Origin of the sequence: Streptomyces sp. SAJ15, assembly GCF_007595705.1 — a bacterium.
Lineage (GTDB): Bacteria > Actinomycetota > Actinomycetes > Streptomycetales > Streptomycetaceae > Streptomyces.
The window spans coordinates 871,384-896,684 of the sequence record NZ_NISY01000002.1 but is presented as its reverse complement, the minus strand read 5'-3'; the positions used below and the strand labels follow the sequence as shown (position 1 = coordinate 896,684).

Annotated in this window: 23 protein-coding genes and 1 pseudogene; 15 read left to right on the top strand and 9 right to left on the bottom strand. The window is 74.4% G+C overall.

Features of this window, described 5'->3' with window-relative positions:
* Positions 1 to 144 precede the first annotated feature (144 nt).
* Positions 145 to 2,364, bottom strand: a complete 2,220-nt coding sequence (locus CD790_RS09340) for an NADP-dependent isocitrate dehydrogenase (RefSeq protein ID WP_144382564.1) — start codon at positions 2,362 to 2,364, stop codon at positions 145 to 147.
* A 156-nt stretch (positions 2,365 to 2,520) separates the two neighbouring features.
* On the opposite strand from CD790_RS09340, the pseudogene CD790_RS35625 reads away from it, so the two are divergent.
* Together CD790_RS35625 and CD790_RS09330 are read left to right on the top strand one after the other, a co-directional pair.
* Positions 2,521 to 3,177: pseudogene (locus CD790_RS35625) on the top strand (phosphatase PAP2 family protein); the annotation flags it as partial.
* Between the two features lie 608 nt (positions 3,178 to 3,785).
* Positions 3,786 to 4,754, top strand: a complete 969-nt coding sequence (locus CD790_RS09330) for a pirin family protein (protein WP_144382562.1) — start codon at positions 3,786 to 3,788, stop codon at positions 4,752 to 4,754.
* On the opposite strand, the gene CD790_RS09325 is transcribed toward CD790_RS09330, so the two are convergent.
* On the bottom strand, positions 4,682 to 5,770 hold the full coding sequence (locus tag CD790_RS09325) for an SDR family NAD(P)-dependent oxidoreductase (RefSeq protein WP_144382561.1): 1,089 nt from the start codon (positions 5,768 to 5,770) through the stop codon (positions 4,682 to 4,684). The genes CD790_RS09330 and CD790_RS09325 overlap by 73 nt on opposite strands.
* 63 nt (positions 5,771 to 5,833) lie before the next feature.
* On the opposite strand from CD790_RS09325, the gene CD790_RS09320 reads away from it, so the two are divergent.
* On the top strand, positions 5,834 to 6,253 hold the full coding sequence (locus CD790_RS09320; protein WP_144382560.1) for a MerR family transcriptional regulator: 420 nt from the start codon (positions 5,834 to 5,836) through the stop codon (positions 6,251 to 6,253).
* A gap of 45 nt (positions 6,254 to 6,298) precedes the next feature.
* Here CD790_RS09320 and CD790_RS09315 read toward each other — a convergent pair whose 3' ends face one another.
* Positions 6,299 to 6,874 (bottom strand): TetR/AcrR family transcriptional regulator, encoded by a 576-nt coding sequence (locus CD790_RS09315; protein WP_144382559.1) that lies wholly within the window; start codon positions 6,872 to 6,874, stop codon positions 6,299 to 6,301.
* 69 nt (positions 6,875 to 6,943) lie between these two features.
* On the opposite strand from CD790_RS09315, the gene CD790_RS09310 reads away from it, so the two are divergent.
* The gene (locus CD790_RS09310) at positions 6,944 to 7,531 is read left to right on the top strand and encodes a dihydrofolate reductase family protein (protein WP_144382558.1); all 588 of its coding nucleotides are present in this window, start codon (positions 6,944 to 6,946) and stop codon (positions 7,529 to 7,531) included.
* 119 nt (positions 7,532 to 7,650) lie between these two features.
* On the opposite strand, the gene CD790_RS09305 is transcribed toward CD790_RS09310, so the two are convergent.
* Both CD790_RS09305 and CD790_RS09300 read right to left on the bottom strand, forming a co-directional pair.
* Positions 7,651 to 8,319 (bottom strand): LysE family translocator, encoded by a 669-nt coding sequence (locus CD790_RS09305; protein WP_144382557.1) that lies wholly within the window; start codon positions 8,317 to 8,319, stop codon positions 7,651 to 7,653.
* A complete protein-coding gene (locus tag CD790_RS09300; protein WP_186318936.1) occupies positions 8,313 to 9,572 on the bottom strand; it encodes a pyridoxal-phosphate dependent enzyme in 1,260 nt (419 codons plus the stop codon). Before CD790_RS09300 ends, CD790_RS09305 begins: the two co-directional genes overlap by 7 nt.
* A 105-nt stretch (positions 9,573 to 9,677) precedes the next feature.
* Between CD790_RS09300 and CD790_RS09295 the strand changes: the two genes are divergently transcribed.
* The gene (locus CD790_RS09295) at positions 9,678 to 10,583 is read left to right on the top strand and encodes a LysR substrate-binding domain-containing protein (RefSeq protein WP_144382556.1); all 906 of its coding nucleotides are present in this window, start codon (positions 9,678 to 9,680) and stop codon (positions 10,581 to 10,583) included.
* 161 nt (positions 10,584 to 10,744) lie between these two features.
* Here the strand turns inward: CD790_RS09295 and CD790_RS09290 are convergent, their stop codons facing one another.
* Positions 10,745 to 11,266 carry a hypothetical protein gene (locus CD790_RS09290; protein ID WP_144382555.1) on the bottom strand — a complete coding sequence of 174 codons (522 nt, stop codon included), beginning with the start codon at positions 11,264 to 11,266 and terminating at the stop codon, positions 10,745 to 10,747.
* A 229-nt stretch (positions 11,267 to 11,495) separates the two neighbouring features.
* Between CD790_RS09290 and CD790_RS09285 the strand changes: the two genes are divergently transcribed.
* The gene (locus CD790_RS09285; RefSeq protein WP_144382554.1) at positions 11,496 to 12,155 is read left to right on the top strand and encodes a TetR/AcrR family transcriptional regulator; all 660 of its coding nucleotides are present in this window, start codon (positions 11,496 to 11,498) and stop codon (positions 12,153 to 12,155) included.
* A 280-nt stretch (positions 12,156 to 12,435) separates the two neighbouring features.
* Complete coding sequence (locus CD790_RS09280) at positions 12,436 to 13,779, top strand: FAD-dependent oxidoreductase (RefSeq protein WP_144382553.1); 1,344 nt, start codon at positions 12,436 to 12,438, stop codon at positions 13,777 to 13,779.
* Positions 13,780 to 13,966: 187 nt separating this feature from the next.
* Here CD790_RS09280 and CD790_RS09275 read toward each other — a convergent pair whose 3' ends face one another.
* Positions 13,967 to 14,338: a helix-turn-helix transcriptional regulator gene (locus CD790_RS09275; protein WP_144382552.1), complete on the bottom strand. Its 372-nt coding sequence runs from the start codon at positions 14,336 to 14,338 to the stop codon at positions 13,967 to 13,969.
* Between the two features lie 128 nt (positions 14,339 to 14,466).
* Between CD790_RS09275 and CD790_RS09270 the strand changes: the two genes are divergently transcribed.
* From CD790_RS09270 to CD790_RS09245, 6 genes are all read left to right on the top strand, one after another.
* On the top strand, positions 14,467 to 15,606 hold the full coding sequence (locus tag CD790_RS09270; RefSeq protein ID WP_144382551.1) for an NADH:flavin oxidoreductase/NADH oxidase: 1,140 nt from the start codon (positions 14,467 to 14,469) through the stop codon (positions 15,604 to 15,606).
* Positions 15,607 to 15,842: 236 nt separating this feature from the next.
* On the top strand, positions 15,843 to 16,949 hold the full coding sequence (locus tag CD790_RS09265; protein ID WP_144382550.1) for a sialidase family protein: 1,107 nt from the start codon (positions 15,843 to 15,845) through the stop codon (positions 16,947 to 16,949).
* Between the two features lie 68 nt (positions 16,950 to 17,017).
* Complete coding sequence (locus tag CD790_RS09260; protein ID WP_144382549.1) at positions 17,018 to 17,695, top strand: uracil-DNA glycosylase; 678 nt, start codon at positions 17,018 to 17,020, stop codon at positions 17,693 to 17,695.
* Between the two features lie 84 nt (positions 17,696 to 17,779).
* Complete coding sequence (locus CD790_RS09255) at positions 17,780 to 18,595, top strand: phospholipid scramblase-related protein (RefSeq protein ID WP_144382548.1); 816 nt, start codon at positions 17,780 to 17,782, stop codon at positions 18,593 to 18,595.
* A 4-nt stretch (positions 18,596 to 18,599) separates the two neighbouring features.
* Positions 18,600 to 19,922 carry an N-acetylglucosamine kinase gene (locus CD790_RS09250; RefSeq protein WP_144382547.1) on the top strand — a complete coding sequence of 441 codons (1,323 nt, stop codon included), beginning with the start codon at positions 18,600 to 18,602 and terminating at the stop codon, positions 19,920 to 19,922.
* A gap of 165 nt (positions 19,923 to 20,087) precedes the next feature.
* The gene (locus CD790_RS09245) at positions 20,088 to 21,089 is read left to right on the top strand and encodes a M3 family metallopeptidase (RefSeq protein ID WP_144382546.1); all 1,002 of its coding nucleotides are present in this window, start codon (positions 20,088 to 20,090) and stop codon (positions 21,087 to 21,089) included.
* Between the two features lie 100 nt (positions 21,090 to 21,189).
* On the opposite strand, the gene CD790_RS09240 is transcribed toward CD790_RS09245, so the two are convergent.
* On the bottom strand, positions 21,190 to 22,239 hold the full coding sequence (locus CD790_RS09240) for a lactonase family protein (protein WP_144382545.1): 1,050 nt from the start codon (positions 22,237 to 22,239) through the stop codon (positions 21,190 to 21,192).
* 144 nt (positions 22,240 to 22,383) lie between these two features.
* On the bottom strand, positions 22,384 to 23,961 hold the full coding sequence (locus CD790_RS09235; RefSeq protein WP_186318935.1) for an FUSC family protein: 1,578 nt from the start codon (positions 23,959 to 23,961) through the stop codon (positions 22,384 to 22,386).
* A 340-nt stretch (positions 23,962 to 24,301) separates the two neighbouring features.
* Here CD790_RS09235 and CD790_RS09230 point away from each other — a divergent pair, with 340 nt between their 5' ends.
* Positions 24,302 to 24,478 carry a CsbD family protein gene (locus tag CD790_RS09230; RefSeq protein WP_144382543.1) on the top strand — a complete coding sequence of 59 codons (177 nt, stop codon included), beginning with the start codon at positions 24,302 to 24,304 and terminating at the stop codon, positions 24,476 to 24,478.
* A gap of 230 nt (positions 24,479 to 24,708) precedes the next feature.
* Entirely contained in the window at positions 24,709 to 25,209 is a 501-nt protein-coding gene (locus CD790_RS09225) for an Lrp/AsnC family transcriptional regulator (RefSeq protein WP_144382542.1), read from the top strand.
* Positions 25,210 to 25,301: the final 92 nt, after the last annotated feature.

Below are 25,301 nucleotides of genomic sequence, written 5' to 3'. Positions count from 1 at the left end.
CCGGCCGCTGAGCGGCCCACCACGGCCGGCGACGCCCGGAAACGGGTCCGCCCCGGCCGGCGGTGTGCCGGCCGGGGCGGACCCGGTGTCTCCGCGCCGCGCGGCGACCGCGTCAGCGGCCGCCACGGCGTGCGTCAGGACGGATCAGGCGAGGGTGGCGAGGGCCTGGTTGAAGGTCTTCGACGGACGCATGACCGCCGCGGCCTTGGCCGGGTCGGGCTGGTAGTAGCCACCGATCTCGGCCGGGGAGCCCTGGACCGCGATCAGCTCGTCGACGATGGTCTGCTCCTGCTCGGTCAGCGTCTTGGCCAGGGCCGCGAACGCCTCCGCGAGCTGCGCGTCGTCGGTCTGCTTGGCCAGCTCCTGCGCCCAGTAGCGGGCGAGGTAGAAGTGGCTGCCGCGGTTGTCGATGCCACCGAGGCGACGGCTGGGCGACTTGTCCTCGTTGAGGAAGGTCGCGGTCGCGCGGTCGAGGGTGTCGGCCAGCACCTGGGCGCGGGCGTTGCCGGTGGTCTGCGCGAGGTGCTCGAAGCTGACCGCGAGGGCGAGGAACTCACCCAGGCTGTCCCAGCGCAGGTAGTTCTCCTTGACCAGCTGCTGCACGTGCTTGGGCGCGGAGCCGCCGGCGCCGGTCTCGAACAGGCCGCCGCCGTTCATCAGCGGGACGACCGACAGCATCTTGGCGCTGGTGCCCAGCTCCAGGATCGGGAAGAGGTCGGTCAGGTAGTCACGCAGCACGTTGCCGGTGACCGAGATGGTGTTCTCGCCGCGGCGGATGCGCTCGATCGACAGCTTGGTGGCCTCGACCGGGGCGAGGACGCGGATGTCCAGGCCCTCGGTGTCGTGCTCCGGCAGGTACTGGTTGACCTTGGCGATCAGGTTGGCGTCGTGAGCACGGGTCTCGTCCAGCCAGAACACCGCCGGGTCGCCGGTGGCGCGGGCGCGGGTGACGGCGAGCTTCACCCAGTCCTTGATCGGCGCGTCCTTGGTCTGGCAGGCGCGGAAGATGTCACCGGCGGAGACGGTCTGCTCCAGGACCGCGTTGCCGGCCTCGTCGACCAGGCGGACGGTGCCGGTGACCGGGATCTCGAAGGTCTTGTCGTGGCTGCCGTACTCCTCGGCCTTCTGCGCCATGAGGCCGACGTTCGGGACGGAGCCCATGGTCGCCGGGTCGTAGGCGCCGTGGGCGCGGCAGTCCTCGATCACGGCCTGGTAGACGCCGGCGTAGGAGGAGTCCGGCAGGACCGCGAGGGTGTCGGCCTCCTGGCCGTCCGGGCCCCACATGTGGCCGGAGGTGCGGATCATGGCCGGCATCGAGGCGTCGACGATGACGTCGGACGGCACGTGCAGGTTGGTGATGCCCTTGTCGGAGTCGACCATCGCCAGGGCCGGGCCCTCGGCGAGCTCGGCCTCGAAGGAGGCCTTGATCTCGGCGCCCTCCGGCAGGGCCTCGATGCCCTTGAAGATGCCGCCCAGACCGTCGTTCGGGGTCAGACCGGCCGCGGCGAAGGTCTCGCCGTACTTCGCGAACGTCTTCGGGAAGAAGGCACGCACCACGTGACCGAAGACGATCGGGTCGGAGACCTTCATCATCGTGGCCTTCAGGTGCACGGAGAAGAGGACGCCCTCCTCCTTGGCGCGGGCGATCTGCGCCGTGAGGAACTCGCGCAGGGCGGCGACGCGCATCACGGAGGCGTCGACGACCTCGCCGGCGAGGACCGGTACGGACTCGCGCAGGACGGTGGTGGAGCCGTCGTCGCCCTTGAGCTCGATGCGCAGCGAACCGGGCTCGGAGATGATCACGGACTTCTCGGTGGAGCGGAAGTCGTCGACACCCATCGTCGCGACGTTGGTCTTCGACTCCGGCGTCCAGGCGCCCATGCGGTGCGGGTGCGTCTTGGCGTAGTTCTTGACCGAGGCGGGGGCGCGACGGTCGGAGTTGCCCTCGCGGAGGACCGGGTTGACGGCGCTGCCCTTGATCTTGTCGTAGCGGGCGCGGACGTCGCGCTCCTGCTCGGTCTTCGGGTCGTCCGGGTAGTCCGGAAGCGCGTAGCCCTGCCCCTGGAGCTCGGCGATGGCCGCCTTCATCTGCGGGATCGACGCCGAGATGTTCGGCAGCTTGATGATGTTGGCGCCCGGCGTCTTGGCCAGCTCACCGAGCTCGGCCAGGGCGTCGTCGATGCGCTGGCTCTCCTCCAGGAACTCCGGGAAGCTGGCGATGATCCGCCCGGCCAGGGAGATGTCGCGGGTCTCCACGCTCACACCGGCCGTCGAGGCGTACGCCTGGACCACCGGCAGGAACGAATGCGTCGCCAGGGCCGGGGCCTCGTCAGTGTGTGTGTAGATGATGGTCGAGTCAGTCACCGGGTGCTCCGCTCCACGTCTGTAACATTGCTCGACATCAAGATATCTCGTGTTCGAGCCCCTCTCGACAGGACCCTGCTCCCTGTCGGGCGGCCCGGTGGAGACGGGGCCGCGGGGGCCCTGTGACCAGGAGCCACCTTGGGCGATCATGGCGTCATGCAGCCGTCGAGGTCCTTCGCCGCCCGGACGGCACCGGTGGTCGCGACGGTCTTCGCGACCCTCGCCGCGATCCTGCTGGTGCTGGTCGCGGTCGGCTGGAGCCCGCTGGCCGCCGCCGACCGCGAGGTCGCCGTGGAGCTGCACCGCTCCGCGGTGTCCGAGCCCGGTTGGACGCGAGCCAATCGGGTGCTCACCGACTGGGTGTGGGACCCCTGGACCATGCGGGTGCTGCTGGCGGCCGTGGTGGGCTGGCTGCTGTGGCGCGGCGAGCGGAGGCTGGCGCTGCTGATGGCGGGGGCCGGCCTGCTCGGTTCGGCGGTGCAGCAGGGAGTGAAGGCGGCGGTCGGCCGGGAGCGGCCGCACTGGCCCGACCCGGTGGACTCGGCGCGGTACGCGGCCTTCCCCTCCGGCCACGCGATGACCGCGACCCTCGTCCTCGGGCTGCTGCTGTGGCTGCTGGTGCTGCACGGGGTGCGGGGCGCGCGCCTGACCCTCGCGGCCGTGGTGGCCGCCGTGTCGGTGCTGGGCGTGGGCTTCACCCGGCTGTATCTGGGGGTGCACTGGCTCAGCGATGTGCTGGGCGGCTGGCTGATGGGCGCGGCCCTGGTGGCCGCGATGATCGCCGCCTACCCACGGTGGGCGGCCCGGGCGGCCGGCGGTGCCGATACGACGACCACGGCGGATACCGCCGGCACGGCGGACAGGGCCGGCACTGCGGGCAGGGCCAGCACGGCGGATAGGGCTGGCACGGCGGACACGGCCGGCACGGCGGCCATGGCGGGCAGTGCGGACACGGCCGGCACAGCGGGCAGGGCGGACACGCCCGGCACGGCAGATAGAGCCGGCACAGCGGAGACGGCCGGCACGCCCGGCAAGAAGGACCAGGCCGATCCGGAGGGCGAGGCCGCCGGTCCGGACGACGAGGACGGTCCGGACGACGAGGACGGCCCCGGCGACAAGGCCGCTTCGCGGGAGCCTGGCGGTTCTCCCGACGTGGGCCGCCCCTCCGGCTCACGCGGCGCACCCGGATGGGGCCGGGAGTCGGTCCGGGGCGGCCCGTGCGCCACACCGACCTCCTCCGGCGCGGGCCGTCCCGACGGGAGACCGCGCGGCACGCCCGGCCCGTGCGACGCGCTCGGGCCGTCGGACGCACTCGGCCCGACCGACGCACCCGGCGCGTGCGACGCACCCGGCGCGCCTGACGCGGGCGATTCATCCGGCTCACGCGGTTGATCCGACGGCCCCGATGGGAGAGTCCTCACATGAGCAATCTCGACCTCAGGCCCGCGCCGACGCTCTGCGGCGGGCGCGCCGACGTCACCGCGCGGCCGGTGCGTGAGCTGCTGCCCGGCAAGCAGGTGCCGCTCGGGGAGTCCACGGTGGTGCGCCGGCTGCTGCCGAACCTGGGCCGGCGCATGGTCGGCGCATGGTGTTTCGTCGACGCGTACGGGCCCGACGACATCGCCCAGGAGCCGGGCATGCAGGTCCCGCCGCACCCCCACATGGGCCTGCAGACGGTCAGCTGGCTGCACGCCGGCGAGGTGCTGCACCGTGACAGCCTCGGCAGCCTGCAGACGATCCGCCCTCGTGAACTCGGTCTGATGACCTCGGGCCGCGCGATCAGCCACTCGGAGGAGTCGCCGCGGGAGCACGCCCCGATCCTGCACGGGGCCCAGCTGTGGGTCGCGCTCCCCGACGGCCACCGGCATGTCGAGCCCGCCTGGGAGCACCACGCCGAGCTGCCGGAGATCGCCGGCGGCCACGGCCTGCGCGCCACCGTGATCCTCGGCGAGCTGGACGGGGCGGCCTCCCCGGGCACCGCCTTCACCCCGATCGTCGGCGCCGACATCACCCTGGCCGCGGGCACCGACGCCCGGCTGCCGATCGAGCCCGACTTCGAGTACGCCGCGCTGACCATGTCGGGAGAGGCCGAGGTCGACGGGGTCCGGCTCTCCCCCGGCTCACTGTTCTACCTCGGCTGCGGCCGCACCGAGCTGCCGCTGCGGGCCGATGTGGACAGCGCGTTCATGCTGCTGGGCGGCGAGCCGTTCGAGGAGAAGCTGGTCATGTGGTGGAACTTCGTCGGCCGTAGCGGGGACGAGATCGCCGAGGCCCGGCGCGCCTGGCAGGCCGGCGAGCGCTTCGGGACCGTACGGGGCTACGCCGGCGCGCCGCTGCGCGCGCCCGAGCTGCCCGCCACCCCGTTGAAGCCGCGCGGGCGCGAGCGCTGACCCGCGCCTTCCCCGGGTCCGGGGAAGGCGTCCAGCCCGGTGAGCTCGCTGGAGATCTCCCAGAGCCGGGCCGCCGCGGCCGGGTCGACGGCCCAGGGCTTGACGCCGCCGACGAGCATGTCGTCGGTGGTGGCCGGCTCGGCGATGTCGCAGTCCTGGCAGTAGGCGCCGCCGTGACCGGCGAGGAGCGGTGACGTCGCCGCCCAGACGGCCGTCGCCGCGCCCTGCCGCGGGGTCTTGAAGCCCTCGGCCGGCTGCCCGTCCGGCGTCACCCAGCCGAGGGCGGCCCACTGTTCGCGCGGGACGTGGCGCTGCAGGGGGGTGAGGATGCTGCCCGGGTGTACGGCGAAGGCGCGCGGCCCGCGCTCCCCGCCCAGGGTGTCCAGACGCAGCGCGAAGAGGGCGTTGGCGGTCTTCGACTGGGCGTAGGCCAGCCAGCGGTCGTAGCCGGTGCGGAAGTGGAGATCGTGCCACCGGATGTCGGACAGGAAGTGGCCGGAGGAGGCCACGGAGACCACCCGGGCGCCGGGCGCGAAGGCGGGGCGGAGGTGCTGGACGAGCGCGAAGTGACCGAGGTGGTTGATGGCGAAGTGCGCCTCCCAGCCCGGGCCGACGCGCGTCTCGGGGCAGGCCATGACGCCGGCCCCGTTGATGAGGATCCGGAGCGGACGGCCGGTCTCCAGGAACCGTTCGGCGAAGACGCGGACGCTCTCCAGGTCCGCGAGGTCGAGCGGGTGGACCTCCGCCGCGGCGATGCCGCGCAGGGCCTCGCGGGCCTCGGCGGGGCGCCGGGCGGGGACGACCACTCGGGCTCCCGCGCGGGCCAGGGCTCGGGTCGCCTCCAGTCCGAGCCCGGAGGAGCCGCCGGTGACCAGGGCGGTGGTGCCCGTCAGATCGATGTCGGCGAGCACGTCGTCGGCGGTGCTCCGGGCGTGGAATCCGCTGCCGATCCGCTGTTGGCGTGTCGTCTGACGGGCCGTCTGCTGTGGGGTCCGCGTTGTCTGCCGTGTCGTCATGTCCGAGACGTTAAAAGCTGGAGTGCGCGCTAGGTCAAGCACGGGCTGACTAGGGTGGCCGCCATGGGTGCGGAGTCGGGTGGACTGTCCATCGGGAAGGTCGCCGAGGCGACCGGGTTGAGCGTGCACGCGCTGCGGTTCTTCGAACGCGAGGGGCTGTTCCTGCGCGAGATCCCGCGGTCCGGCGGCGGTCAGCGGGTCTACGACCGGGCGGACGTGGAGTGGCTCATGCTGTGCGGTCGGTTCCGCGACTCGGGGATGCCGATCGCCACGATCAGGCGCTTCGCGGAGTTGGTGCGCTCGGGCCCGGGGAACGAGCACGAGCGCCTGGAGCTGCTGCGGGAGCACGAGCGGAACGTGCGCGCCAGGATCGCGGAGCTGACCGCCGGCCTCGACGTCATCCACGGCAAGGTCGTCACCTACGAGCGGCACCTGGGCGACGGGACGGCCGCCGAGCTCTGGGCACCCGCTCCATCCGAGTGATCCGGTGCCCGGCCCGGCGCCCCCGGGGTCACCGCGCCGCGCCGCCTACGCCTCCACGATCCGCTCGACCGCGGCCGTGACGAGCCGTTCGCGCTCGGCCTCGGAGAGCACCTCGGGCAGGGTGAGCTGTTCGACGATCAGCCAGTTGAGCGCCAGGTAGAGCAGCCGGACGGCGGTCGCGTCGCCGGGCAGTCCGGACTGCTCGTGGTAGGCCACGTTGGCGTCGAGGTCCGCACGGACGCGCTCGGTCAGCACCGCGCGGAGCTGCGGCCGCCGGGTGGCCTCCAGGCGCAGTTCGAGCAGGGCCAGATAGCCGGTGCGGAACGCGCTGACGCGGCCGACGAGTTCGCGCATCAGCGCCGCGTAGGTCTCCCGGTCCGGCGTGCTCGCCCGCTGCCGCGCGATGGTCTCCTCGTCGGGCTGCAGCCGTTCGTAGACCCGGGCCCCCGCCTGGGTGAGCAGGGCGTCGCGGTTGGCGAAGTAGTTGGAGGCCGTGCCGGGCGGCACCGCGGCCTCGGTGTCCACCGCGCGGAAGGTCAGCCCCCGGGCGCCCTCCCGGGCCAGGACCTCGATGGCGGCGTCCACGAGGGCCGCCCGTCGCTCGTCGTTCCTGCGCACCATTGACACCACTCCAGTCGTAGTACTAACTCCAAACCACTATCAGCAGAGTACTACGGACGGAATGCCTCCATGCGAAAGCTCGTGTACTACGTCGCCGTCACCCTCGACGGCTATATCGCCGGCCCCCGCGGGGAGTACGACTTCTACCCCGTGGGCGACGCGGAGCAGGCCGCGGCCTACGCCGGGTGGACCAACGAGCGCTATCCCGAGACCGTGCCCACCGCCATGCGTGCCGCCCGCGGCCTCGCGGACACGCCCAACCGGCGCTTCGACACGGTGGTGATGGGGTCGGGCACCTACCGCCCCGCCCTCGACGCGGGCCTCACGAGCCCGTACGCGCATCTGCGCCAGTACGTGGTGTCGCGCACCCTCGGACAGAGCCCCGATCCGGAGGTGACCGTGGTGGACGGCGACCCGCTCACGCTGGTCCGCGACCTCAAGCGCGAGGAGGGCGGGGACATCTGGCTGTGTGGCGGCGGCCGGCTCGCCGGGGCGCTCCTGCCCGAGGTCGACGAACTGATCATCAAGAGCTACCCCGTGGTGGCGGGTTCCGGGATCCCGGTGTTCGCCGGGGACTTCGACCCCACGCCGTTCGCGGTGGCGGACCGCCGGTCGTTCGCCAACGACGTCACGATCACCTGGTTCACCCGGCGGTGACGGCCCTCCGGCCGCCCGGCCCGCCAGCGCGCCCGTCGCGGCCCGGCCCGCCAGCGCGCCACGTCACGGCCCGGGCCGCCATCGCGTCTCCGTCGCGGCCCGGCGCTCCGGGCCGCGGCTCACCGGGCCGTCGCGATCCTCCAGCCGAATCCGATCAGCACCACCCCCATGACGCGGTCGAGGCCCCGACGGACGGCCGGCCTCTCGAACGCCGCGCGGGCGCGCGAGAGCAGACAGACATAGGCGCCGAGCCAGCCGAGCGTGAGCGCCGCGTGGATGCCGACCAGCAGGGCCATGCCCACGGGCCGGGAGAGCCCGGCCGGGGCGAGGCCGGGCAGCAGCCCGGTGTAGCAGACCGCGATCTTCGGGTTGAGCAGATTGCCCACCAACCCGGTGCGCCAGGGGTTGCCGCTCGCGCGGCCAGTGGGCGCGGCTCCCGCGCCCGACTCCCCGGTGCCGCCCGCCCCGGGTCGCCCGGCCGGCGCCACGGCCTCGTGGGCGCCCCGCCGGCTGTTCCAGAGCGCCTGCGCGCCGAGGAACACGAGGTAGCCGGCGCCCAGCAGCCTGACCGCCAGGTACGCCTCGGCCGAGGCGGCGAGGACCGCCGCGAGTCCGGCCGCGGTCAGCGCGCCCCACACCAGCAGCCCCGTCGCGATGCCGCCCGCCGTCCGCAGCCCGTCCGCCGCGCCGGACGCGACCGCCCGCTTCGTCACGACGGCCATGTCCGGCCCCGGGGCGACGGTGAGCAGGGCCAGCACCCCCGTGGCCGCGAGGAGTTGGCTCAGCACCCGCGGGCCTCCCCGGGGCGGTCGGCGCCGGCGGCCCCCGCCTCACGCCGGTCGACGGGGCCGGCCCCCTCCGCGTCGAGAACCCCGGCCCCGGTCCCGGTCCCGGCCCTGGTCCCGGCCACGTTCCCGGTGCCGGTCTCGGCCGGAGCGGCCGCCTCGGCTCCGTGGGGGTTGGCCGCCGCGCCCTCGGTGCTCAGCAGCACCAGCGTGGAGTCGGAGCCCACGGCCAGGTCGGCGCGGCGCCGCGCGGCGCCCGCGCCGGTGAGCGCGGCCCGGACCCCGGCCAGAGCGGCGGCGCCGCAGGGGCCCGAGGAGACGCCGAGTGCCGCGAGATCACGGGCCGCGCGGGCGCTGTCGGCGTCGCGCACGGCGACGGCCGCGTCCAGTCCGGCGCGCAGGTACGGCCAGGCGAGGGCGGAGAGGGTGCCGCAGTTCAGCCCGGCCATGGTCGTCTCCGCGGTGGTCACGCTCACCCGCTGCTGCCGGGTCAGGCTGGCCAGGGCGCAGGCCGCGGCCTCGGGTTCGACCGCGAGCAGCGCCGTGGCCCGCCCGGCGGGGCGGCCGCGGTAGTGGGTGACCGCGGCCTGGGCGAGCGAACCCACCCCGACCGGGACGGCGACCAGCCCGGGGGCCGCGGCGCCGGCGGCGGCCAACTGGTCGTCGACCTCCGCGAAGAGGGTCGCGTATCCCTCGACGATCCAGCCGGGTATCTCCTCGTACCCCGGCCAGGCGGTGTCCTGTACGAGGATCGCGCCCGGCTCCCCCGCGGCTACGGCGGCCCGGCGCACGGCCTCGTCGTAGGGCCCCGCGACCCGGGTGACCTCGGCCCCTTCGGCGGCGATGGCCGCCGCGGCCGCCGGGTGCACCCCGGCCGAGACGAAGACGCGGGCGGTCTGGCCGAGCAGCCGGGCGATCCGGGCCACCGCGCGGCCGTGGTTGCCGTCGGTCGCCGTGACCAGCCGCACCCGGGTGCCGGGCGGCCGCCCGGCCAGGATCCGGTGGACGGCCCAGGAGGCGCCCAGCGCCTTGAACGCGGGCAGCCCGAACCGGTCCGACTCGTCCTTGACGAAGACGCGGCCGACGCCGAGCTCGGCCGCGAGCGCGGGCGCCTCGGTCAGCGCGGTGGGGGCGTAGCCGGGCAGCGTGGCGTGGAAGGCCCGCGCGGCGGCGGGGGCGGGGGCGCACCGGAAGGCGGCGCCGGCGGGGCGCGCGTACCAGGTGGGTGCGGGGGCGACGGAATCGGTCAGGGCCATGTCCCCAGGCTGCGGCCCCAACCATCCGTCGGTCCAGCGCATCTTTTCGACCTATATTCATCGGTAGAGCCGAACGATCGGCGCGAGGGAGCGGGAGGGACCGGAATGTACGACCTGCACCGGCTGCGGCTGCTGCGCGAGCTCCGCCACCGCGGCACCCTGGCGGCCGTCGCCGCCGCCCTCTCGTACAGCCCGTCCTCGGTCTCCCAGCAGCTCTCCCAACTGGAGGCGGAGGTCGGCGTTCCGCTGCTGGAGCCCGTGGGGCGGCGGGTCCGGCTCACCGAGCAGGCCGAGATCCTCGTCGCTCACACGGAGGCGGTGCTGGAGCGGCTGGAGCGCGCCGAGTCCGAGATCGCCGCTTCGCTCACCGAGCTGACCGGCCCGCTGCGCATCGCCTCCTTCCAGACGGCCGCGCTGGCCCTGGTGCCCACCGCGCTGACCCTGTTGCGCGAGGCCCATCCGCGGCTGCGCGTCCACCTCACCCAGCTGGAGCCCGAGCGGGCGCTGCCGGCCCTGGTCGCCCGCGACTTCGACCTGGTCATCGCGGAGGAGTACCCGGACCAGCCCAACCCCCGGCCCGCCGGCACCGAGCAGGAGGACCTCTGCACGGACCCGCTGCGCCTGGCCTTGCCCGAGCCGCCGCGCGCCCGCGGCCCCCTGGCCGCGCTACGGGCGCAGGCCGACCACCCCTGGGTGATGGAGCCGGAGGGCACCGCCGCCCGGCGCTGGGCGCTGGCGCTGTGCCGGGGCGCCGGGTTCGAGCCCGATGTGCGGTTCGAGTCCACCGACATCCTCCTCCACGCACGGCTCGTGCGGGAGGGCCACGCCCGTGCCCTGCTGCCGGACCTGGTGTGGGACGAGGGCACTCCGGCCGTCGCCGCGTTGCGGACGCTGCCGGGCGGCGGGCAGGCGCGGCGGATCGTCACCGTCGTGCGCGAGGGGCGCGGCCACCACCCCGCCGTGCTGGCCTGCCGGAAGGCGCTCCGGGAGGCGGTGGCCGCGCGGGGCTGAAGCGGACGGTGGACAGCGGCGGTTCGGCACGCGCGCGGCGCCGCCCGAGTCGAGTGGCGTCCCCACGGTGGCCTCGCGCCCCGTACCCGTCCGCGGGGGCGGGCGGGTACCCGGTCGGTTTCGTGTGAGCTCCGCGCGGCCTACAACGCGCCTTCTCCCGACTACGGGGGTCGTTTGACGTCGATGTGGATGGCGAGCTTGAACTCGGCGAAGGTGAGCGGAGCCCTGATCCGCGCGTCACCCGTGCCGCGCGCGCTGACCTTCAGTCCGACCGGGGTGCCGGGGTGGACGAACATCTGCCACAGGTAGGTGCGGTACTGCCCGCCGGCGGTGGTGGCGTGGTCGGTGGTGGCGGTGGAGTCGTAGTCCGCGGAGAGCGGGTTACGGACGAAACGGGCGCGGTACTCCCGCGGGCGGCCGTCGGACGCCCAGAACACCATGGCGGACAGCACTCCCCAGCCGTGGTGGCTGGGCCAGATCAGCCCCGAGCGGGCGTCGGGGAACGTCGAGGGTCTGCCACCCCCGTTGGCAGGATCATGCATCTTCCACGGGTCGTAGGCTTCGTCCACCGCGCCATAGGGGAAGCGCACGAGGTGATATCCGTCGGAGTCGTACACGATGCGCTGGGAACCGGGGCCGGATCGTTCGGCGCTCCACACCAGCGAACACACCGCTACGGCCATCGCTCGCTCCTCGCCGATGGGCCGCCGTGCGTCCGGCACCGGTCCCGGACCCGAGGCGGCGTCAGGAACAGAAGACCTGGGGGAACGAGCGTTACGCGCCGATTCGGGCGATCCCCCGCGTCGCCCGAATCGGCAGCGTCCCCGGTCTCCGCCCTGTTCGGCGGAGGGCGGACAACCGGAGTCGCGCTGAGTATATTGGCTATCAGCCAGTCAACGCAGGAGTTACAGCATGTCCCCGCGCAGCGCAGCGGTCAATGAGGAGTTGCGCCGACGTTCTCAAGCGCGTCTGCTGCAGGCGACGGTCGAGCTGGTCGGCGAGCGCGGCTATGAGGCGACGACGCTCGCCGACATCGCCGACCGCGCGGGGGCCGCCCGCGGTCTGGTCTCGTACTACTTCCCGGGGAAACGCCAGTTGCTCCAGGCCGCCGTGCACCGGCTGATGCACGAGGAGTTGGCCACCGCCCTGGACCGGCCGCCCCGTCCCCGAGGCGAGGACGCCGGGGCCGAGCGCATGGCCCGGGCCATCGACGCGATCCTCGGACTGGCGCGCGACCACCCGCGATTAATGCGCACTCACATGGCGGGCATCCTGGCCGAGGAGGGCTTCATCCAATGCCCCGAGCAGCAGCGGCTCGCCGCCCTGCTGCGCGACACGGTGCTGGAGCACGGCTCCAAGGACCCGGACGCCGACTATCTGCTCCTGCGCGCGCTCCTGATGGGCTCGGTGGTCGCCATCCTGCTGCCGGGGGCACCGATGGCGCCGGAGCGCCTGCGCGCCGAGCTGTTCCTGCGCTACGCCCTGGACTGGCGGCTGGGCTTCCCACCCAGCGAGAGTCCACCCAGCGGCTCCCTGCTGTACGCGATGTTCACGGGCGACGTCGAGCGGTAGCGAGGACGCCCGCGCGGCCGACCCCCCGGCCCGTCTCCACCCACGGCCGACCGCCCCGGTCCGGCTCCACACCCACCCCCGGTCCGTCTGACCTCGACGATCCCGCCACGGCCCGCCCGACCCCGCCCGCCGCTCGCTGACCCGGCCGACCCCCGACCGCCGGCCCTTTCGGCACGGTGCGACACCGCCGAGTGGATATCCGGACCGACTCCAGTGCGGCACCTCCCGCCGCACCCTCCACGGTGCGATGCTGGAGTCCCCTGCGGGAAGGAGCTCCACCGTGCTTCGCGTCGCAGTCGTCGGATCCGGGCCCAGCGGGGTCTACACCGCACAGTCGCTGGTCGAGCAGCAGATCGTGCCCGACATCGCCGTGCACGTGCTGGACCGACTGCCCTGTCCGTACGGACTGGTGCGCTACGGCGTGGCACCGGACCACGAGAAGATCAAATCGCTGCAGAACAACCTGCGGACCGTGCTGGAGCACCCGAGGGTCTCCTTCCTCGGCAATGTGCCCGTCGGCCCCGAGCCGCTGGCGCCGGCGCGGCTGCTGGAGCTCTACCACGCGGTGGTCTACTGCGTGGGCGCCGCCACCGACCGCCGGCTCGGCATCCCCGGCGAGGACCTTCCCGGCAGCTACTCGGCGACCGAGTTCGTCTCCTGGTACAGCGCCCACCCGGATGTCGCGGGCGGCTCCTTCGCGCTCGGCGCGCGCTCCGCCGTCGTCATCGGCGTGGGCAACGTCGCCGTCGACGTGAGCCGCATCCTCGCCCGCGGCGCGGAGGAGCTGGCGCCCACCGACGTGCCGCACGCGGCGCTCGGCGCGCTGGCCGACAGTCGGATCGAAGAGGTCCACATGGTCGGCCGACGCGGCCCCTCCCAGGCGAAGTTCACCACCAAGGAGCTGCGCGAGCTCTTCCTGCTCCCCTCCGCCGAGGTGTGCGTGCGTCCCGAGGAACTGGCGCTCGACCCGGCCTATGCCGACCCCTCCGGGCTCCCCGCGGTCAACCGGCGCAATGTCGAGGTGCTGCGTGACCGGGCGGGGCGTCCGCCCACGGACCGCGACCGCCGCGTCCACCTGCGCTTCTTCCTGCGGCCGGTGGCGGTGCTGGGCGAGGACGCGGTGCGCGCGGTGCGCTTCGAGCGGACGGCGCCCGACGGCGCCGGCGGGGTGACCGGCACCGGAGTCTTCGAGGACATCGAGGCACAGCTGGTGCTGCGGTCGGTGGGCTACCGCGGGGTGGAGCTGGCGGGGCTGCCCTTCGACGCGCGCCACGGCACGGTGCCGCACGCGGACGGCCGGGTGCTGCGCGACGGGGTGGCCTCACCCGGCGAGTACGTGGCGGGGTGGATCAAGCGGGGCCCCACGGGGGTGATCGGGACCAACCGACCGTGCGCCAAGCAGACCGTGGCCTCGCTGCTCGCCGACGCCGACGCGCTGGCCGCCCGCCCGGTGGCCGAGGAGCCGCGGGCGGCGCTGCGCGCGTGGGGCCTGGATCCGGTGGAGTGGCCGGGCTGGCTGCGGATCGAGGCGGCGGAGGAGGAGCTGGGCCGGGCGCTGGGCCGGACGAAGGTGAAGATCCCGGACTGGCCGGGTCTGCTCGCGGCGGCGCGGGGCGGGGCCTGATCGCGGCCCGCGCGGGGCTCGTTCCGGCCTCCTGGGCGGGGGGGGCACGGCCGCGCGGGGCACATCGCCGCCCTGAACGGGGCACGGCCCGCGCGGGAACCCGATCGCCGTCTCGGGCCGGGGCACACGCCCGTGCGCCCATGGTGACCGACGGACGCGCGCTCCGGGCGTCGGGGCGCGCCGACGGTCACCCGCCGCCCAGCCGCCGCTCCTGGCGCTCCGCGCCCAGCAGGACGCTCTCGATCAGGCCGGGGAAGAGTTCGTCGAGGTCGGCGCGGCGCAGGGCGTTCATCTTGGCGGTGCCCCGGTAGATCTGGTTGATCACTCCGCTCTCGCGCAGCACCCGGAAGTGGTGCGTGGTCGTGGACTTGCTGACCGGCAGCTCGAACAGCGAGCAGGACAGCTCCTCCGGCTCGGCCGCCAGCGTGCGGACGATCTGGAGCCGCATGGGGTCGGAGAGCGCGTGCAGCACCTCTTCGAGGCGGATCTCGTCCCGTGCGGGGTGGTCCAGCGTGCGGCCCGTGGGAGCCGTGGCGCGGGTGGGGTTCTTCGTCGGCACGTCGGCTCCTGACTCATCGGCGGGTGTTCGATGCCCATTGTACGAAGACCTTCGTAGTTTGACATCTGCCGTACTACGAGGGTTATCGTACGAACGTCGACCGGACGCACCGCGAGATGGAGACCCCGATGGACACCCCTGTGGAGACCCCCGTGACGAACGCCCTGTTCCAGCCGTACACGCTGCGCTCGCTGACGATCCCCAACCGGATCTGGATGGCCCCCATGTGCCAGTACTCCGCCGAGGTCTTCGGCCCCAACGCGGGTGTCGTCAACGACTGGCACTTCTCGCACTACACCTCGCGGGCCACCGGCGGCACCGGCCTGATCCTGGTGGAGGCCACCGCGGTCAGCCCGGAGGGCCGGATCAGCATCGCCGACCTGGGGCTGTGGAACGACACCCAGGTCGAGGCGCTCCGCCCGATCACCGCCTTCCTCAAGGAGCGGGGCACCGTCCCCGGCATCCAGCTGGGTCACGCCGGCCGCAAGGCGTCCACCGAGCAGCAGTGGCTGGGCTCCGGCCCCGTACCGCCGGAGCGGCACGGCTGGCAGACCCTCGCCCCGAGCCCGCTGCCCTTCGACGAGGAGTACCCGGAGCCGGAAGAGCTGACGACCGACCGGATACAGGAGATCGTCGGCCAGTTCGCGGCGGCCGCGCGGCGCGCGCTCAGCGCCGGGTTCGAGGTCGTCGAGATCCACGGCGCGCACGGCTACCTCATCGGCGAGTTCCTCTCGCCGCACACCAACCACCGCACCGACGAGTACGGCGGCTCGTTCGAGAACCGCACCCGCTTCGCGCTGGAGGTCGTGGACGCCGTCCGCGCGGTGTGGCCCGAGGACCTCCCCCTCTTCTTCCGGATCTCGGCCACCGACTGGCTCACCGAGAACACCGAGGACGAGCGCGAGGGCTGGACCGCGGACGAGACCGTCCGCCTCGCGGCCCTGCTGCGCGAGCACGGCGTGGACCTGCTCGACGTCTCCACCGGCGGCCTCGTCCCCCACGCCAGGATCCCCACCGGTCCCGGCTACCAGGTCCCCTTCGCCACCCGGGTCAGGGAGGAGACCGGGCTGCCCGTCGCCGCCGTCGGCCTGATCACCGAGGTGCGCCAGGCCGAGAAGATCGTCGCCAACGGCGAGGCCGACGCCGTGCTCCTCGGCCGCGAGCTGCTCCGCGACCCGTACTTCGCCCGCCGTGCCGCCCGCGAACTCGGCGCCGACCTTCAGATGCCGCCGCAGTACCACGGCGCCGCGCCGCACCGCGCGGCGTGAGCCGAACCCGGACGCCGCCGTGGAGTGGGCCCCACGGCGGCGTCCGGACGCCGCGCCCCCAGGCCCCCGGCGCTCCGGGCCATCGCACGCCCCAAGCCCCGGCAGCCCGAGCCCTCCACGCCCACCAGGACAGGGCCCCCGGCCCGCGCCGGGTGCGGAGCCCCGGAAGCGGGAGAAGAATCGTGGTGCCGGGGAGAACCGCAGGGAATCCGCCTTGCCGCGCGGAGGAGGGCGTCATGGATGAGGTCGTACTCGCGGTCGGCACCCGCAAGGGGCTGTTCCTCACGCGCCGCCGGGGCGCGGGCGGCGACGGGGACGGGGGGTGGGGGGAGTTGAGCGGTCCGCACTTCCCCATGCAGGCGGTGTACGCCATCGGCATCGACACCCGGCGCCGCGTCCCGCGGCTGCTGGCCGGGGCGGACAGCTCCCACTGGGGGCCGTCGGTCTTCCGCTCCGACGACCTGGGGGCCAGCTGGCAGGAGGCGCCGCGGCCGGCGGTGCGGTTCCCGCGCGAGACGGGGGCGTCGCTGGAGCGGGTGTGGCAGCTCCAGCCCGCGGCGGAGGCGGCACCCGACGTGGTCTACGCGGGGACCCAGCCGGGCGCGCTGTTCCGGTCCGACGACGGCGGCGAGACCTTCGCCTTCGTACGACCCCTGTGGGACCACCCGCAGCGGCCGGAGTGGGGCGAGGGCTTCGGCGGGCAGGCGGTCCACACCGTGGTCACCGATCCCCGTGACCCCCGTGTCCTGCTGGTCGCGGTCTCCGCGGGCGGGGTCTACCGCAGCCTGGACGGGGAGGCCGACTGGGAGCCGTCCAACACGGGGATCCAGGCGGAGTTCCTGCCGGAGCGCTACCCGGAGTTCGGCCAGTGCGTGCACAAGGTCGCCCGGGACGCGGCCGACCCCGACCGGCTCTACCTCCAGAACCACGGCGGGGTCTACCGCAGCGACGACTCGGGGGCGAGCTGGACCGAGATCGGCGCGGGCCTGCCGGCCGACTTCGGCTTCGCCGTGGCCACGCACCCGCGGCGCGGCGGAGTGGCGTATGTCTTCCCCGTCATCGACGGCTCGGACCGCTATCCGCCCGGCTACCGCTGCCGGGTCTACCGGACCGAGGACGCGGGGGCGTCCTGGTCCGAGCTGTCCACCGGGCTGCCGGCCGGCGACCACTACGGGGTGGTGCTCCGGGACGCGCTGCGCACGGACGACGCCGACCCTGTGGGCGTGTACTTCGGCAACCGCAACGGGGAGGTGTACGCGAGCTCCGACGAGGGCGACAGCTGGCGGCAGTTGGCGGCCCACCTGCCGGACGTGCTGTGTCTGCGGGCCGCGGTGGTCGCCTGACCGGCCTCCCCGGCGGACGTCGCCCATGATCGGCTGGGCGCTCACGCGCTGAGCCGATAGGGTGACGGATCGTGGCACGACCGTTGAATGAAATCGTGGAACCGGGCTGGGCCAAGGCGCTGGAGCCGGTCGCCGGGCGGATCGCCGCGATGGGTGACTTCCTGCGCGCCGAGATCGCGGCGGGCCGGACCTATCTGCCGGCCGGACAGAATGTGCTGCGCGCCTTCCAGCAGCCCTTCGACGAGGTGCGCGTCCTGATCGTCGGCCAGGACCCGTACCCCACGCCGGGCCACGCGGTGGGCCTGAGCTTCTCCGTCGCCCCGGAGGTGCGACCGCTGCCCGGCAGCCTGGAGAACATCTTCCGGGAGATGCACACCGACCTCGGCCTGGACCGGCCCGCCAACGGCGACCTCACACCGTGGACCCGCCAGGGCGTGCTGCTGCTCAACCGGGCGCTGACCACCGCCCCCCGGCGCCCCGCCGCCCACCGGGGCAAGGGCTGGGAGGAGGTCACCGAGCAGGCCATCCGGGCGCTGGCGGCGCGCGGCCGCCCGCTGGTGTCGATCCTCTGGGGGCGGGACGCCCGCAACCTCCGGCCGCTGTTGGGCGAACTGCCGTGCGTCGAGTCCGCGCACCCCTCCCCCATGTCGGCGGACCGGGGCTTCTTCGGCTCACGCCCCTTCAGCCGGGCCAACGACCTGCTGGCGCAGCAGGGGTCGCAGCCGGTGGAGTGGCGCCTGCCCTGAGCTTCGGGCTGAATCGCCCCCAATGCCCCTTTTGCTCACCTATATTCAGAAGCTGACGCGGTGGCGGACTGTAGTCTGCCCGCCATGACGACACATCCGAACACCCCTGCGGGCTGGTACGCCGACCCGCAGGGCACGCCGAACCTGCTGCGCTGGTGGGACGGCGCCCAGTGGACCGAGCACACGCACGCGGGCCAGCCCGGGCAGGTCCCGCAGCAGCAGATGCCCGTCGCGGACCCGGCCAAGATCCAGCGCCAGGTGCAGGCCCAGGCGGGGGTGGCCCCGAACCACGGGGGCGGCGGCACCCTCTTCAGCGAGCCGGTCCTGGTGGTGAACCAGAAGGCGAAGCTGATCGAGCTCACCAACGAGTACGGGGTCTTCGACCAGCATGGGCGCACCCTGGGCTCGGTGGTCCAGGTCGGCCAGAGCACGCTGAAGAAGGTGGCGCGCTTCGTCGCCAGCATCGACCAGTTCATGACGCACAAGCTGGAGATCCGGGACGCGAGCGGCCAGCCACACCTGGTGCTCACCCGTCCCGCGAAGTTCATGAAGTCGCGGGTGATCGTGGCCCGCCCGGACGGACAGCCGGTCGGCGAGATCGTCCAGCAGAACGTCATCGGCAAGATCAACTTCTCCATCGAGGTCAACGGTCAGCGGGTCGGCGCCATCAAGGCCGAGAACTGGCGCGCCTGGAACTTCTCGATCGTCGACCACGCCGAGACCGAGATCGCCCGGATCACCAAGACCTGGGAGGGCCTCGCGAAGACGATGTTCACGACGGCGGACAACTACGTGCTGCAGATCCACCGCCAGCTCCCGGACCCGCTGCTGAGCCTGGTCGTGGCGACGGCGCTGACGGTCGACACGGCCCTCAAGCAGGACGCGCGCGGGTTCGGCTGAGCCGATGGGCACCGTGCGGACCGTCCCGGACGGGGCGGAGACCGGTGGTCACGTCCTGGGAATCGACTCCGGCGGCTCCGGTGTGCGGGTCGGGGTGGCCCGCGCCGAGGCACCCGGACGGCCCCTGCTGTGGTCCTCCCCCACCCCCGCCGTCGTCGGCGACCGGGGCATCGACGCGGACAGCCTGCTGGCGCGCGTGCTGCCGGCGACCGCGTCGCTGCTGCGCCAGGCGGCCGGCCCGGCGACAGGCCACAGGCGGGCGGGGACCGTCGCCCCACGACGGGCGACCGGCGCCGCGGAGCGGAACGGCGCCACGGCGCGTCCGGCCGGGCCACCGCGGCTGACGGCCGTCTGCGTCGGCGCGGCGGGCATGGCGGGCCTCGGCGACGACCTGCGCGCACTGCTGCCGGACGCGCTCGCCCGGGCCTTCGGCGTACGGCGGATCGCGCTGGCCTCCGACGCGGTGACCGCGTACGCGGGGGCGCTGGGGCAGCGGACGGGCGCCGTGGTCGCGGCGGGCACCGGCCTGGTCGCCCTGGGCGCCACGGCCGCGCGCGAGGACGGTCGCGCCGGCGGCTGGCGGCGGGCCGACGGCTGGGGGCACCTGTTGGGCGACTGCGGGGGCGGCGCGTGGATCGGCCGGGCCGGGCTGGAGGCGGCGATGCGCGCCCACGACGGGCGCGAGGGCGGCTCGCCGGCGCTGCTGGGCCGACTGGAGGCGGTGTTCGGCCCCGCCGAGGAGCTGCCCGGGAAGCTGTACCCGAGGCCCGATCGACCGGCCGTACTGGCCTCCTTCGCGCCGGAGGTCGGCCGCTGTGCGTCCGCCGGCGACCCGATCGCCACCGCCATCCTGCGGCAGGCGGCCGGACACATCGCCGAGGCGGCGCGCGCGGCGTGCCCGCCCGCAGCGGAGGCCCCTGCCGAAGCGGCCCCGGCCGGCGGCCTGTCCGCGGGCGCGGAGATGCCCTTGGGTGTCGGCCTGGACGGGCGTCCGGGCGTGTCCGCGGGGGCGACGAGGGGCGTCGCCGACACGGGCTTCGGCGCCGGCGCGGTCCCGACCGCCGACGGGGAGCCGGGCGCCGCACCGGGCCCCCGGGCCACGCCCGACCCCCGTCCGCACGTGGCCCTCACCGGTGGCCTGCTGCGCATGGGCGAGCCGCTGCTCGCCCCGCTGCGCGCGGAGCTGTCGACGCGGCTGCCGCACGCCGTCGTCGTGGCCCCCGAGGGCGATCCGCTGAGCGGAGCGCTGCGCGTCGCCGCGGCCCTCGCCACGGGGACGCTGCGCCTGCCGCACCACCCTGAGCTGCTGCGACTCGTGGTGACCTGAGCCTGACGGAGGAGATCCCCGACTCGGGCGGGAGGAGCTCCCGAGGCGAGCGTCGAGGAGCGCCCGCGGGAACCGGAGCTACTGAATCCGGCAAAAGGGGATGTTTATCGTGCGATCACACCCTCCCGAACATCGAGCTCACCTGAGCGACTAACATGCGGCGCCATGAGCTCCCCCACCGGGCCCGCACCCGGCCTGCCAGTACGAATGCCGCGACCACGCCAGCCAGGACGGCACCGCCGCCCGGAGCCCGTGGCCGCTCCCCTCGGCGCGCCCCCGCTGGTGCTCGCCGTGCCGGGCGCGCCCGAGGCCGCCACGCGTGCCCTGGCCGAGGAGGTCGTGAGCATCGCGCGCTCCGAGCTGCCCGGCCTGGAGATCCGCATCGCGTACGTGGACGGGGACAGCGAGGAGTTCCCCAAGCTGGAGACCGCGCTGGCGCAGGCCACCGCAAACCGCGCGGAGCGCGTGCTGCGCGCCACCGAGACGGTGGTGCAGGAGGTGACCGCCGCGGCCGAGGCCGAGGGGCTGAACGCCGAGCAGACCGCCGAGGCCGTGGCGCACGCGCGCGCCCAGATCCCGACCGACGGCCCGGCCGCGGTCGTGGTGCCGCTGCTGGCGGGCCCCGACGCGGCGCTGCTGCGCCGGATACGCGAGGCCATCGTCACCAGCGGCTCCGGTGCCGAGCTCACCGACGTGCTCGGCCCGCACCCGCTGCTCGCCGAGGCCCTGCACGTGCGCCTGTCGGAGGCCAGCCTCGCGCGCGCCGACCGCGCCCGCCTCTTCACCGTCGCCACCGCCGCGGACGGCATCGTCCTGGCGACGGTCGGCGGCGCCGAGGCCGTGCAGGCCGCCGGGATCACCGGCATGCTGCTCTCCGCGCGCCTGGCGGTGCCGGTGATGGCCGCCGCGCTGGACGAGGACGGCGCCGTCAGTCGCGTCGCCGACCAGCTGCGCGAGTCCGGTTCCGCCCGACTGGCGCTGGCCCCCTACCTGATCGGCCCCGAGGTCCCGGCCGGACTGGCCGCCGACGCCGCCGCGGCGACCGGCTGCTCCGCCTCCGAGCCGCTGGGCGCGTACCCGACCGTGGGCCGGCTGGTGCTGTCGAACTACGCGGCGCTGCTGGGCATCAAGCTCCAGACGGCCCCCCAGGGCGTGCCGGTGCGCTGACACCCGCCCATCGAACGATCACGGGGCCCTCCGCCGACGGCGGAGGGCCCCGTCGTCGTGCGCCCCCGCGCGCGGCCGTGCGGCGGCGGGGACGCACGGCTCAGTTCAGTACGACGCACGACGCCGCCGGCACCGGCAGCGCGCCCGCCCGCTCCGGGACGCCCGTCGCCGGGTCGACGGCGAACCAGGTGACGTCGCCGGAGCGCTCGTTGGCGACGTACAGGTGTCGGCCGGAGGTGTCGACGGTCAGGGCACGCGGCCAGTGGCCGCCGCAGGGGACGGTGGCGACCAGCGACGGGGTCCCGTCCGCCGGGTCGAGGGCCAGGACGGCGAGGGAGTCGTGACCGCGGTTGGCGGCCCAGGCGAAGCGGCCGTCCGGCGAGACGACGATGCCGGAGGGGTGGTTGGGGCCCTCCGTGTCGGCCGGGAGCAGGCGCACCTCGCCGACCGGCCGGAGTTCGCCGGCGGCCGGGTCCCAGCGGCAGCTCGTCACCGTCGAGTCCAGCTCGTGGACGACGTAGGCGAGGTCGCCGCGCGGGTGGAAGGCGAGGTGGCGCGGGCCGCTGCCCGGGCGCAGCGCCGCCTGGCGATGGACGCCGAGCGAGCCCGTGAACGCGTCGAGCGCGTACACCCGCACCGCGTCGGTGCCCAGGTCGACGCCGAGGACCCAGCGGCCGGAGGGGTCGGGCACGACGGCGTGCGGGTGGGGGGCGCGCTGGCGCTCGGGGTGCGGGCCGCCGCCTTCGTGCCGCAGCACCGCGACGGGGTCCGCCAGCCGGCCCTCGGCGCGCACCGGGAGCACGGTCACACCGGCCGAGCCGTAGTTGGCGGTGAGCAGATGGCCGGCGGCGACCGCGAGGTGCGTGGGCGCGTCACCGCGCACCCGCACCGCCGGACCCAGCGGCACCGGCCGGTCGGGGAAGCCGAGGCTCAGCGCGACGGCGCCGCCGTCGGTGGTCTCGCTCACCGCGTACAGGACGTCGCCCATCGGCGAGAGCGCGAGGTGGGAGGGGTCCGGGACGGGCCTCGTGGTGTGCAGGGCGGTCAGCGCGCCGGTGTCCGGGTCGACCGCCGCGACCGTGATGCCGTCCCCGCCCGCGGAGGTGAACGATCCGATGTACGCACGCCGGTCACTGGTTGCCTCGTACACGGTGCGCCTCCTTCGTCGACTGGAGGTGTCGCCACCGACCCTAGTCGTTGGTATGGACCAATCCCGGGCAGCTGTCGCCGGGGTTCCAGCCGCGGCCGCGGCGGATGGGGACGCGGCCGCGCTACCGCGCGCCCCCACGCTCCCTCACGCCGCCTCGACGAAGGGGGCGCGCGGGTTGCTGCGCAGCGGCGCGGCGAGCCCCGCGAGCGCGGTCTCCAGGCCGTGCAGATGGGCGAGGGCACGCTCCGAGGCCGGGTGGGGCGCCTCGGCCGGCGGGGCGGCCGCGGCGGCGGCCGGCGAGGCGCCGGGCGTCTCCAGGCCGCTCACCAGGGCGTGGATGGCCGCCTCCACCCGCCGGCAGGCCGCGGTCAGCCGGGCGTCGCGCGAGGCGTCGGGGTGGGGGTCAGCGGCCAGCTCGGCCAGCCCCCGCACCTGGCGGGCGCAGTCGTCGAGCAGCACCATGACCCGCCGGGCGCGGGCCTTGCGGGCGCGCAGCGGACTGAGCGGGTGCAGCAGCGGGGCCAGCGACAGCCGCACCCGCCCCAGCAGCAGCTCCAGCTCGGCGACGTGCGGCGCGGGGTCGGCCGCCGGCGCGGCGGCCGACCCGCCCGGCGCCGTTCCCGCGGAGTCCGCGACCCCGTCCGCCGTCTCGCCCGCCAGGCGCCGGGCCGCGGCCGCGGTGGCGGCGCGCACCGCGTGCAGGGCGCGCTGGATCCAGGCGTCGGTGGCCGCATGGGTGGTCACCGGGAGCACCAGGGCGACGGCGATCACCGCGGCGAGGGCGCCCACGCCGGTCTGCGCCAGCCGCAGCCCGAGCAGCCCGAGGTACAGCACCCCGAGGAGGCCGTACAGCAGGGCGGCCATCACGGTGACGAAGAACATCATCCAGCTGTACGAGAGCGGCGCGGTGTAGAAGATCCCGAAGACGCAGACGGCGATCAGCACGGCCGACGGGGCGGTCGCGCCGTCCAGCGGCACCGCGACGAAGACGCCGAGCACGATGCCGCTGACCGTGCCGACGATGCGGCGGAAGCCGCGGACCAGGGTCTCCCCGCGGGAGGCCGTGTTGACGAAGATCCACCAGGCCGCGCCGACCGCCCAGTACCAGCGCTCGTGCGAGACCACCTGTCCGACCGCGAGCGCCAGGCCGCAGGCGAAGGCCGCCTGGAACGCCTGGCGGGTGGTGGGCCGCGCCAGTCCGCGGGCCGCCGGGGGCGCGGGAACCGCCGGGGGCGGCGCCCCGCGCTCGATGCACCACAGTCCGAAGCGGACCAGGGAGGACGCGGTCAGCGCCAGGACCGTCGCGGCGTACAGCCCGGGCAGCTGCCCGGGGACGGCCTGCAGGAACTGCGCCATGAAGAACGTCATGAACGCGAAGACGCCCAGGGCGTGCCCGCGCGGACCCCAGCGGCGGGCGTAGACCCCGACGAAGACGATCCCGAGGAAGACGGCGTCGCGCACCAGGGTGTGGTCGTGGAGGACCGCGGCCAGCGCGAGCACCGGGAAACCCACGACCGGCAGCAGCACGGTGGTGCGGGCCTGGGCGCCGACCGTGGCGTCGGTGACCGTGAAGAGGGCCAGCAGCGCGGCCAGTCCGCCGGCGATGGCCGCGACGAGCGACCCGGTGGCCAGGGCCGAGACGGCCACGGCCGGCGCGACGCCGACCACGGCCCGGGCCGACGTGCGCAGCCGTAGCCGGCCCGGGTCCGGAGCCGTGAACATCCCCTGCAGCACCTCTGGTGGCCCCCCTCTGGGTCTCGCGCGAGCGCGACGCGTGATCGCGACGAACCCTGTGAACGCAATGAACTCAACAAAAGAAGGCGCCGCGGTATCCGCAGCGCCATCGACTGCCGTCAATCAAAGCATCCAATCACCCGCTGGCTCAAGGCATCACCGAACCGCTGGTCCATTGGCACACTCGTCAAGCCCTTATGGCCACCGTCGGGGGGCCAACGGCCCGCACCCGGTCCAACCGGGCACATCCCGGCGATTTGCGAGCGCAACGCGATAGGGGCACGGTGAGATCAGGAATGTTCGCATCCGCCGAAGGGGCGCTGATGTCATGAGCAAAGGCAAGGCCAAGGCGAAGCAAGTCAAGGGCAAGCTGAAGGAGACCACCGGCAAGGCCACCGGCGACCGGTCGATGCAGGCCGAGGGCCAGGCGGAGCAGGTCCAGGGCAAGACGCAGGAGGTCGCCGAGGACGCGGCCGAGCGGGCTCGCAAGGGGCTCAAGCCGTAATCCGCCTTTCGTCCGGGTGCGCCGTCGCCGCGCTTCCGCACAGCAGGATGCCGTCCGCTCCCCGCGCGTCGGGGGCGGGCGGCATCCGATCGTCGGCCCACGCCCGCCGCGTCGGTCCCCACCGCCGCTCCCCGACGTCACCCCTCGCGCCCGGCGCGTCACGTTCCCCTGAGTGGGCCATTGGTATATTCACTGGCCTCTTTCCGTGACCAGAAGGAGGCCGTCCCCTCATGGCCGACTCGGTGGACGCGCTCGACGCGAGGATCCTTCGGCTGCTACTGGAGCAGCCTCGCACCAGCGCACGGGAGTACGCGCGACTGCTGGGCATCGCCCGCGGCACGCTCCAGGCGCGGCTGGACCGGCTGGAACGGGACGGGGTGATCACCGCGTACGGGCCGTTCCTCTCCCCCGCCGCGCTCGGCCACCCGGTGCTGGCCTTCATCCACGTCGAGGTCACCCAGGGCCATCTGGAGGACGTCGGGGACGCGCTCGCCGCGGTGCCGGAGATCATCGAGGCGTTCTCCATCACGGGCGCCGGGGACCTGCTGACCAGGGCCGTCGCCCGCGACAACGAACATCTGGAAGACATCGTGCAGCGGATAGTGCGACTTCCGGGGGTGGTGCGCACCCGCACCGAGATGGCGCTGCGCGAGCGTGTGCCGTACCGGATCCTGCCACTGGTCAACGCGGTGGGCGAGGCGGCCGGGCCGGCCACCCGTCGCACGCCCTGAGCCGGCCCCGGACCTCGAACCCGACGCCACACCGCCACACCGCACCCGCCCCGGAAGGCTCGGCCTTCCGGGGCGGGTGCGGTGGAGCTCAG

What these genes read in the sequence shown, in the direction of transcription:
- CD790_RS09270 (WP_144382551.1), top strand. Translation starts at nt 14,467, where the DNA reads ATGGACACCCCTGTGGAGACCCCCGTGACGAACGCCCTGTTCCAGCCG.
- CD790_RS09225 (WP_144382542.1), top strand. Translation starts at nt 24,709, where the DNA reads ATGGCCGACTCGGTGGACGCGCTCGACGCGAGGATCCTTCGGCTGCTA.
- CD790_RS09310 (WP_144382558.1), top strand. Translation starts at nt 6,944, where the DNA reads ATGCGAAAGCTCGTGTACTACGTCGCCGTCACCCTCGACGGCTATATC.
- CD790_RS09235 (WP_186318935.1), bottom strand. Translation starts at nt 23,961, where the DNA reads ATGTTCACGGCTCCGGACCCGGGCCGGCTACGGCTGCGCACGTCGGCC.
- CD790_RS09300 (WP_186318936.1), bottom strand. Translation starts at nt 9,572, where the DNA reads ATGGCCCTGACCGATTCCGTCGCCCCCGCACCCACCTGGTACGCGCGC.
- CD790_RS09290 (WP_144382555.1), bottom strand. Translation starts at nt 11,266, where the DNA reads ATGGCCGTAGCGGTGTGTTCGCTGGTGTGGAGCGCCGAACGATCCGGC.
- CD790_RS09285 (WP_144382554.1), top strand. Translation starts at nt 11,496, where the DNA reads ATGTCCCCGCGCAGCGCAGCGGTCAATGAGGAGTTGCGCCGACGTTCT.
- CD790_RS09255 (WP_144382548.1), top strand. Translation starts at nt 17,780, where the DNA reads ATGACGACACATCCGAACACCCCTGCGGGCTGGTACGCCGACCCGCAG.
- CD790_RS09295 (WP_144382556.1), top strand. Translation starts at nt 9,678, where the DNA reads ATGTACGACCTGCACCGGCTGCGGCTGCTGCGCGAGCTCCGCCACCGC.
- CD790_RS09245 (WP_144382546.1), top strand. Translation starts at nt 20,088, where the DNA reads ATGAGCTCCCCCACCGGGCCCGCACCCGGCCTGCCAGTACGAATGCCG.
- CD790_RS09250 (WP_144382547.1), top strand. Translation starts at nt 18,600, where the DNA reads ATGGGCACCGTGCGGACCGTCCCGGACGGGGCGGAGACCGGTGGTCAC.
- CD790_RS09325 (WP_144382561.1), bottom strand. Translation starts at nt 5,770, where the DNA reads ATGACGACACGGCAGACAACGCGGACCCCACAGCAGACGGCCCGTCAG.
- CD790_RS09330 (WP_144382562.1), top strand. Translation starts at nt 3,786, where the DNA reads ATGAGCAATCTCGACCTCAGGCCCGCGCCGACGCTCTGCGGCGGGCGC.
- CD790_RS09320 (WP_144382560.1), top strand. Translation starts at nt 5,834, where the DNA reads ATGGGTGCGGAGTCGGGTGGACTGTCCATCGGGAAGGTCGCCGAGGCG.
- CD790_RS09230 (WP_144382543.1), top strand. Translation starts at nt 24,302, where the DNA reads ATGAGCAAAGGCAAGGCCAAGGCGAAGCAAGTCAAGGGCAAGCTGAAG.
- CD790_RS09315 (WP_144382559.1), bottom strand. Translation starts at nt 6,874, where the DNA reads ATGGTGCGCAGGAACGACGAGCGACGGGCGGCCCTCGTGGACGCCGCC.
- CD790_RS09265 (WP_144382550.1), top strand. Translation starts at nt 15,843, where the DNA reads ATGGATGAGGTCGTACTCGCGGTCGGCACCCGCAAGGGGCTGTTCCTC.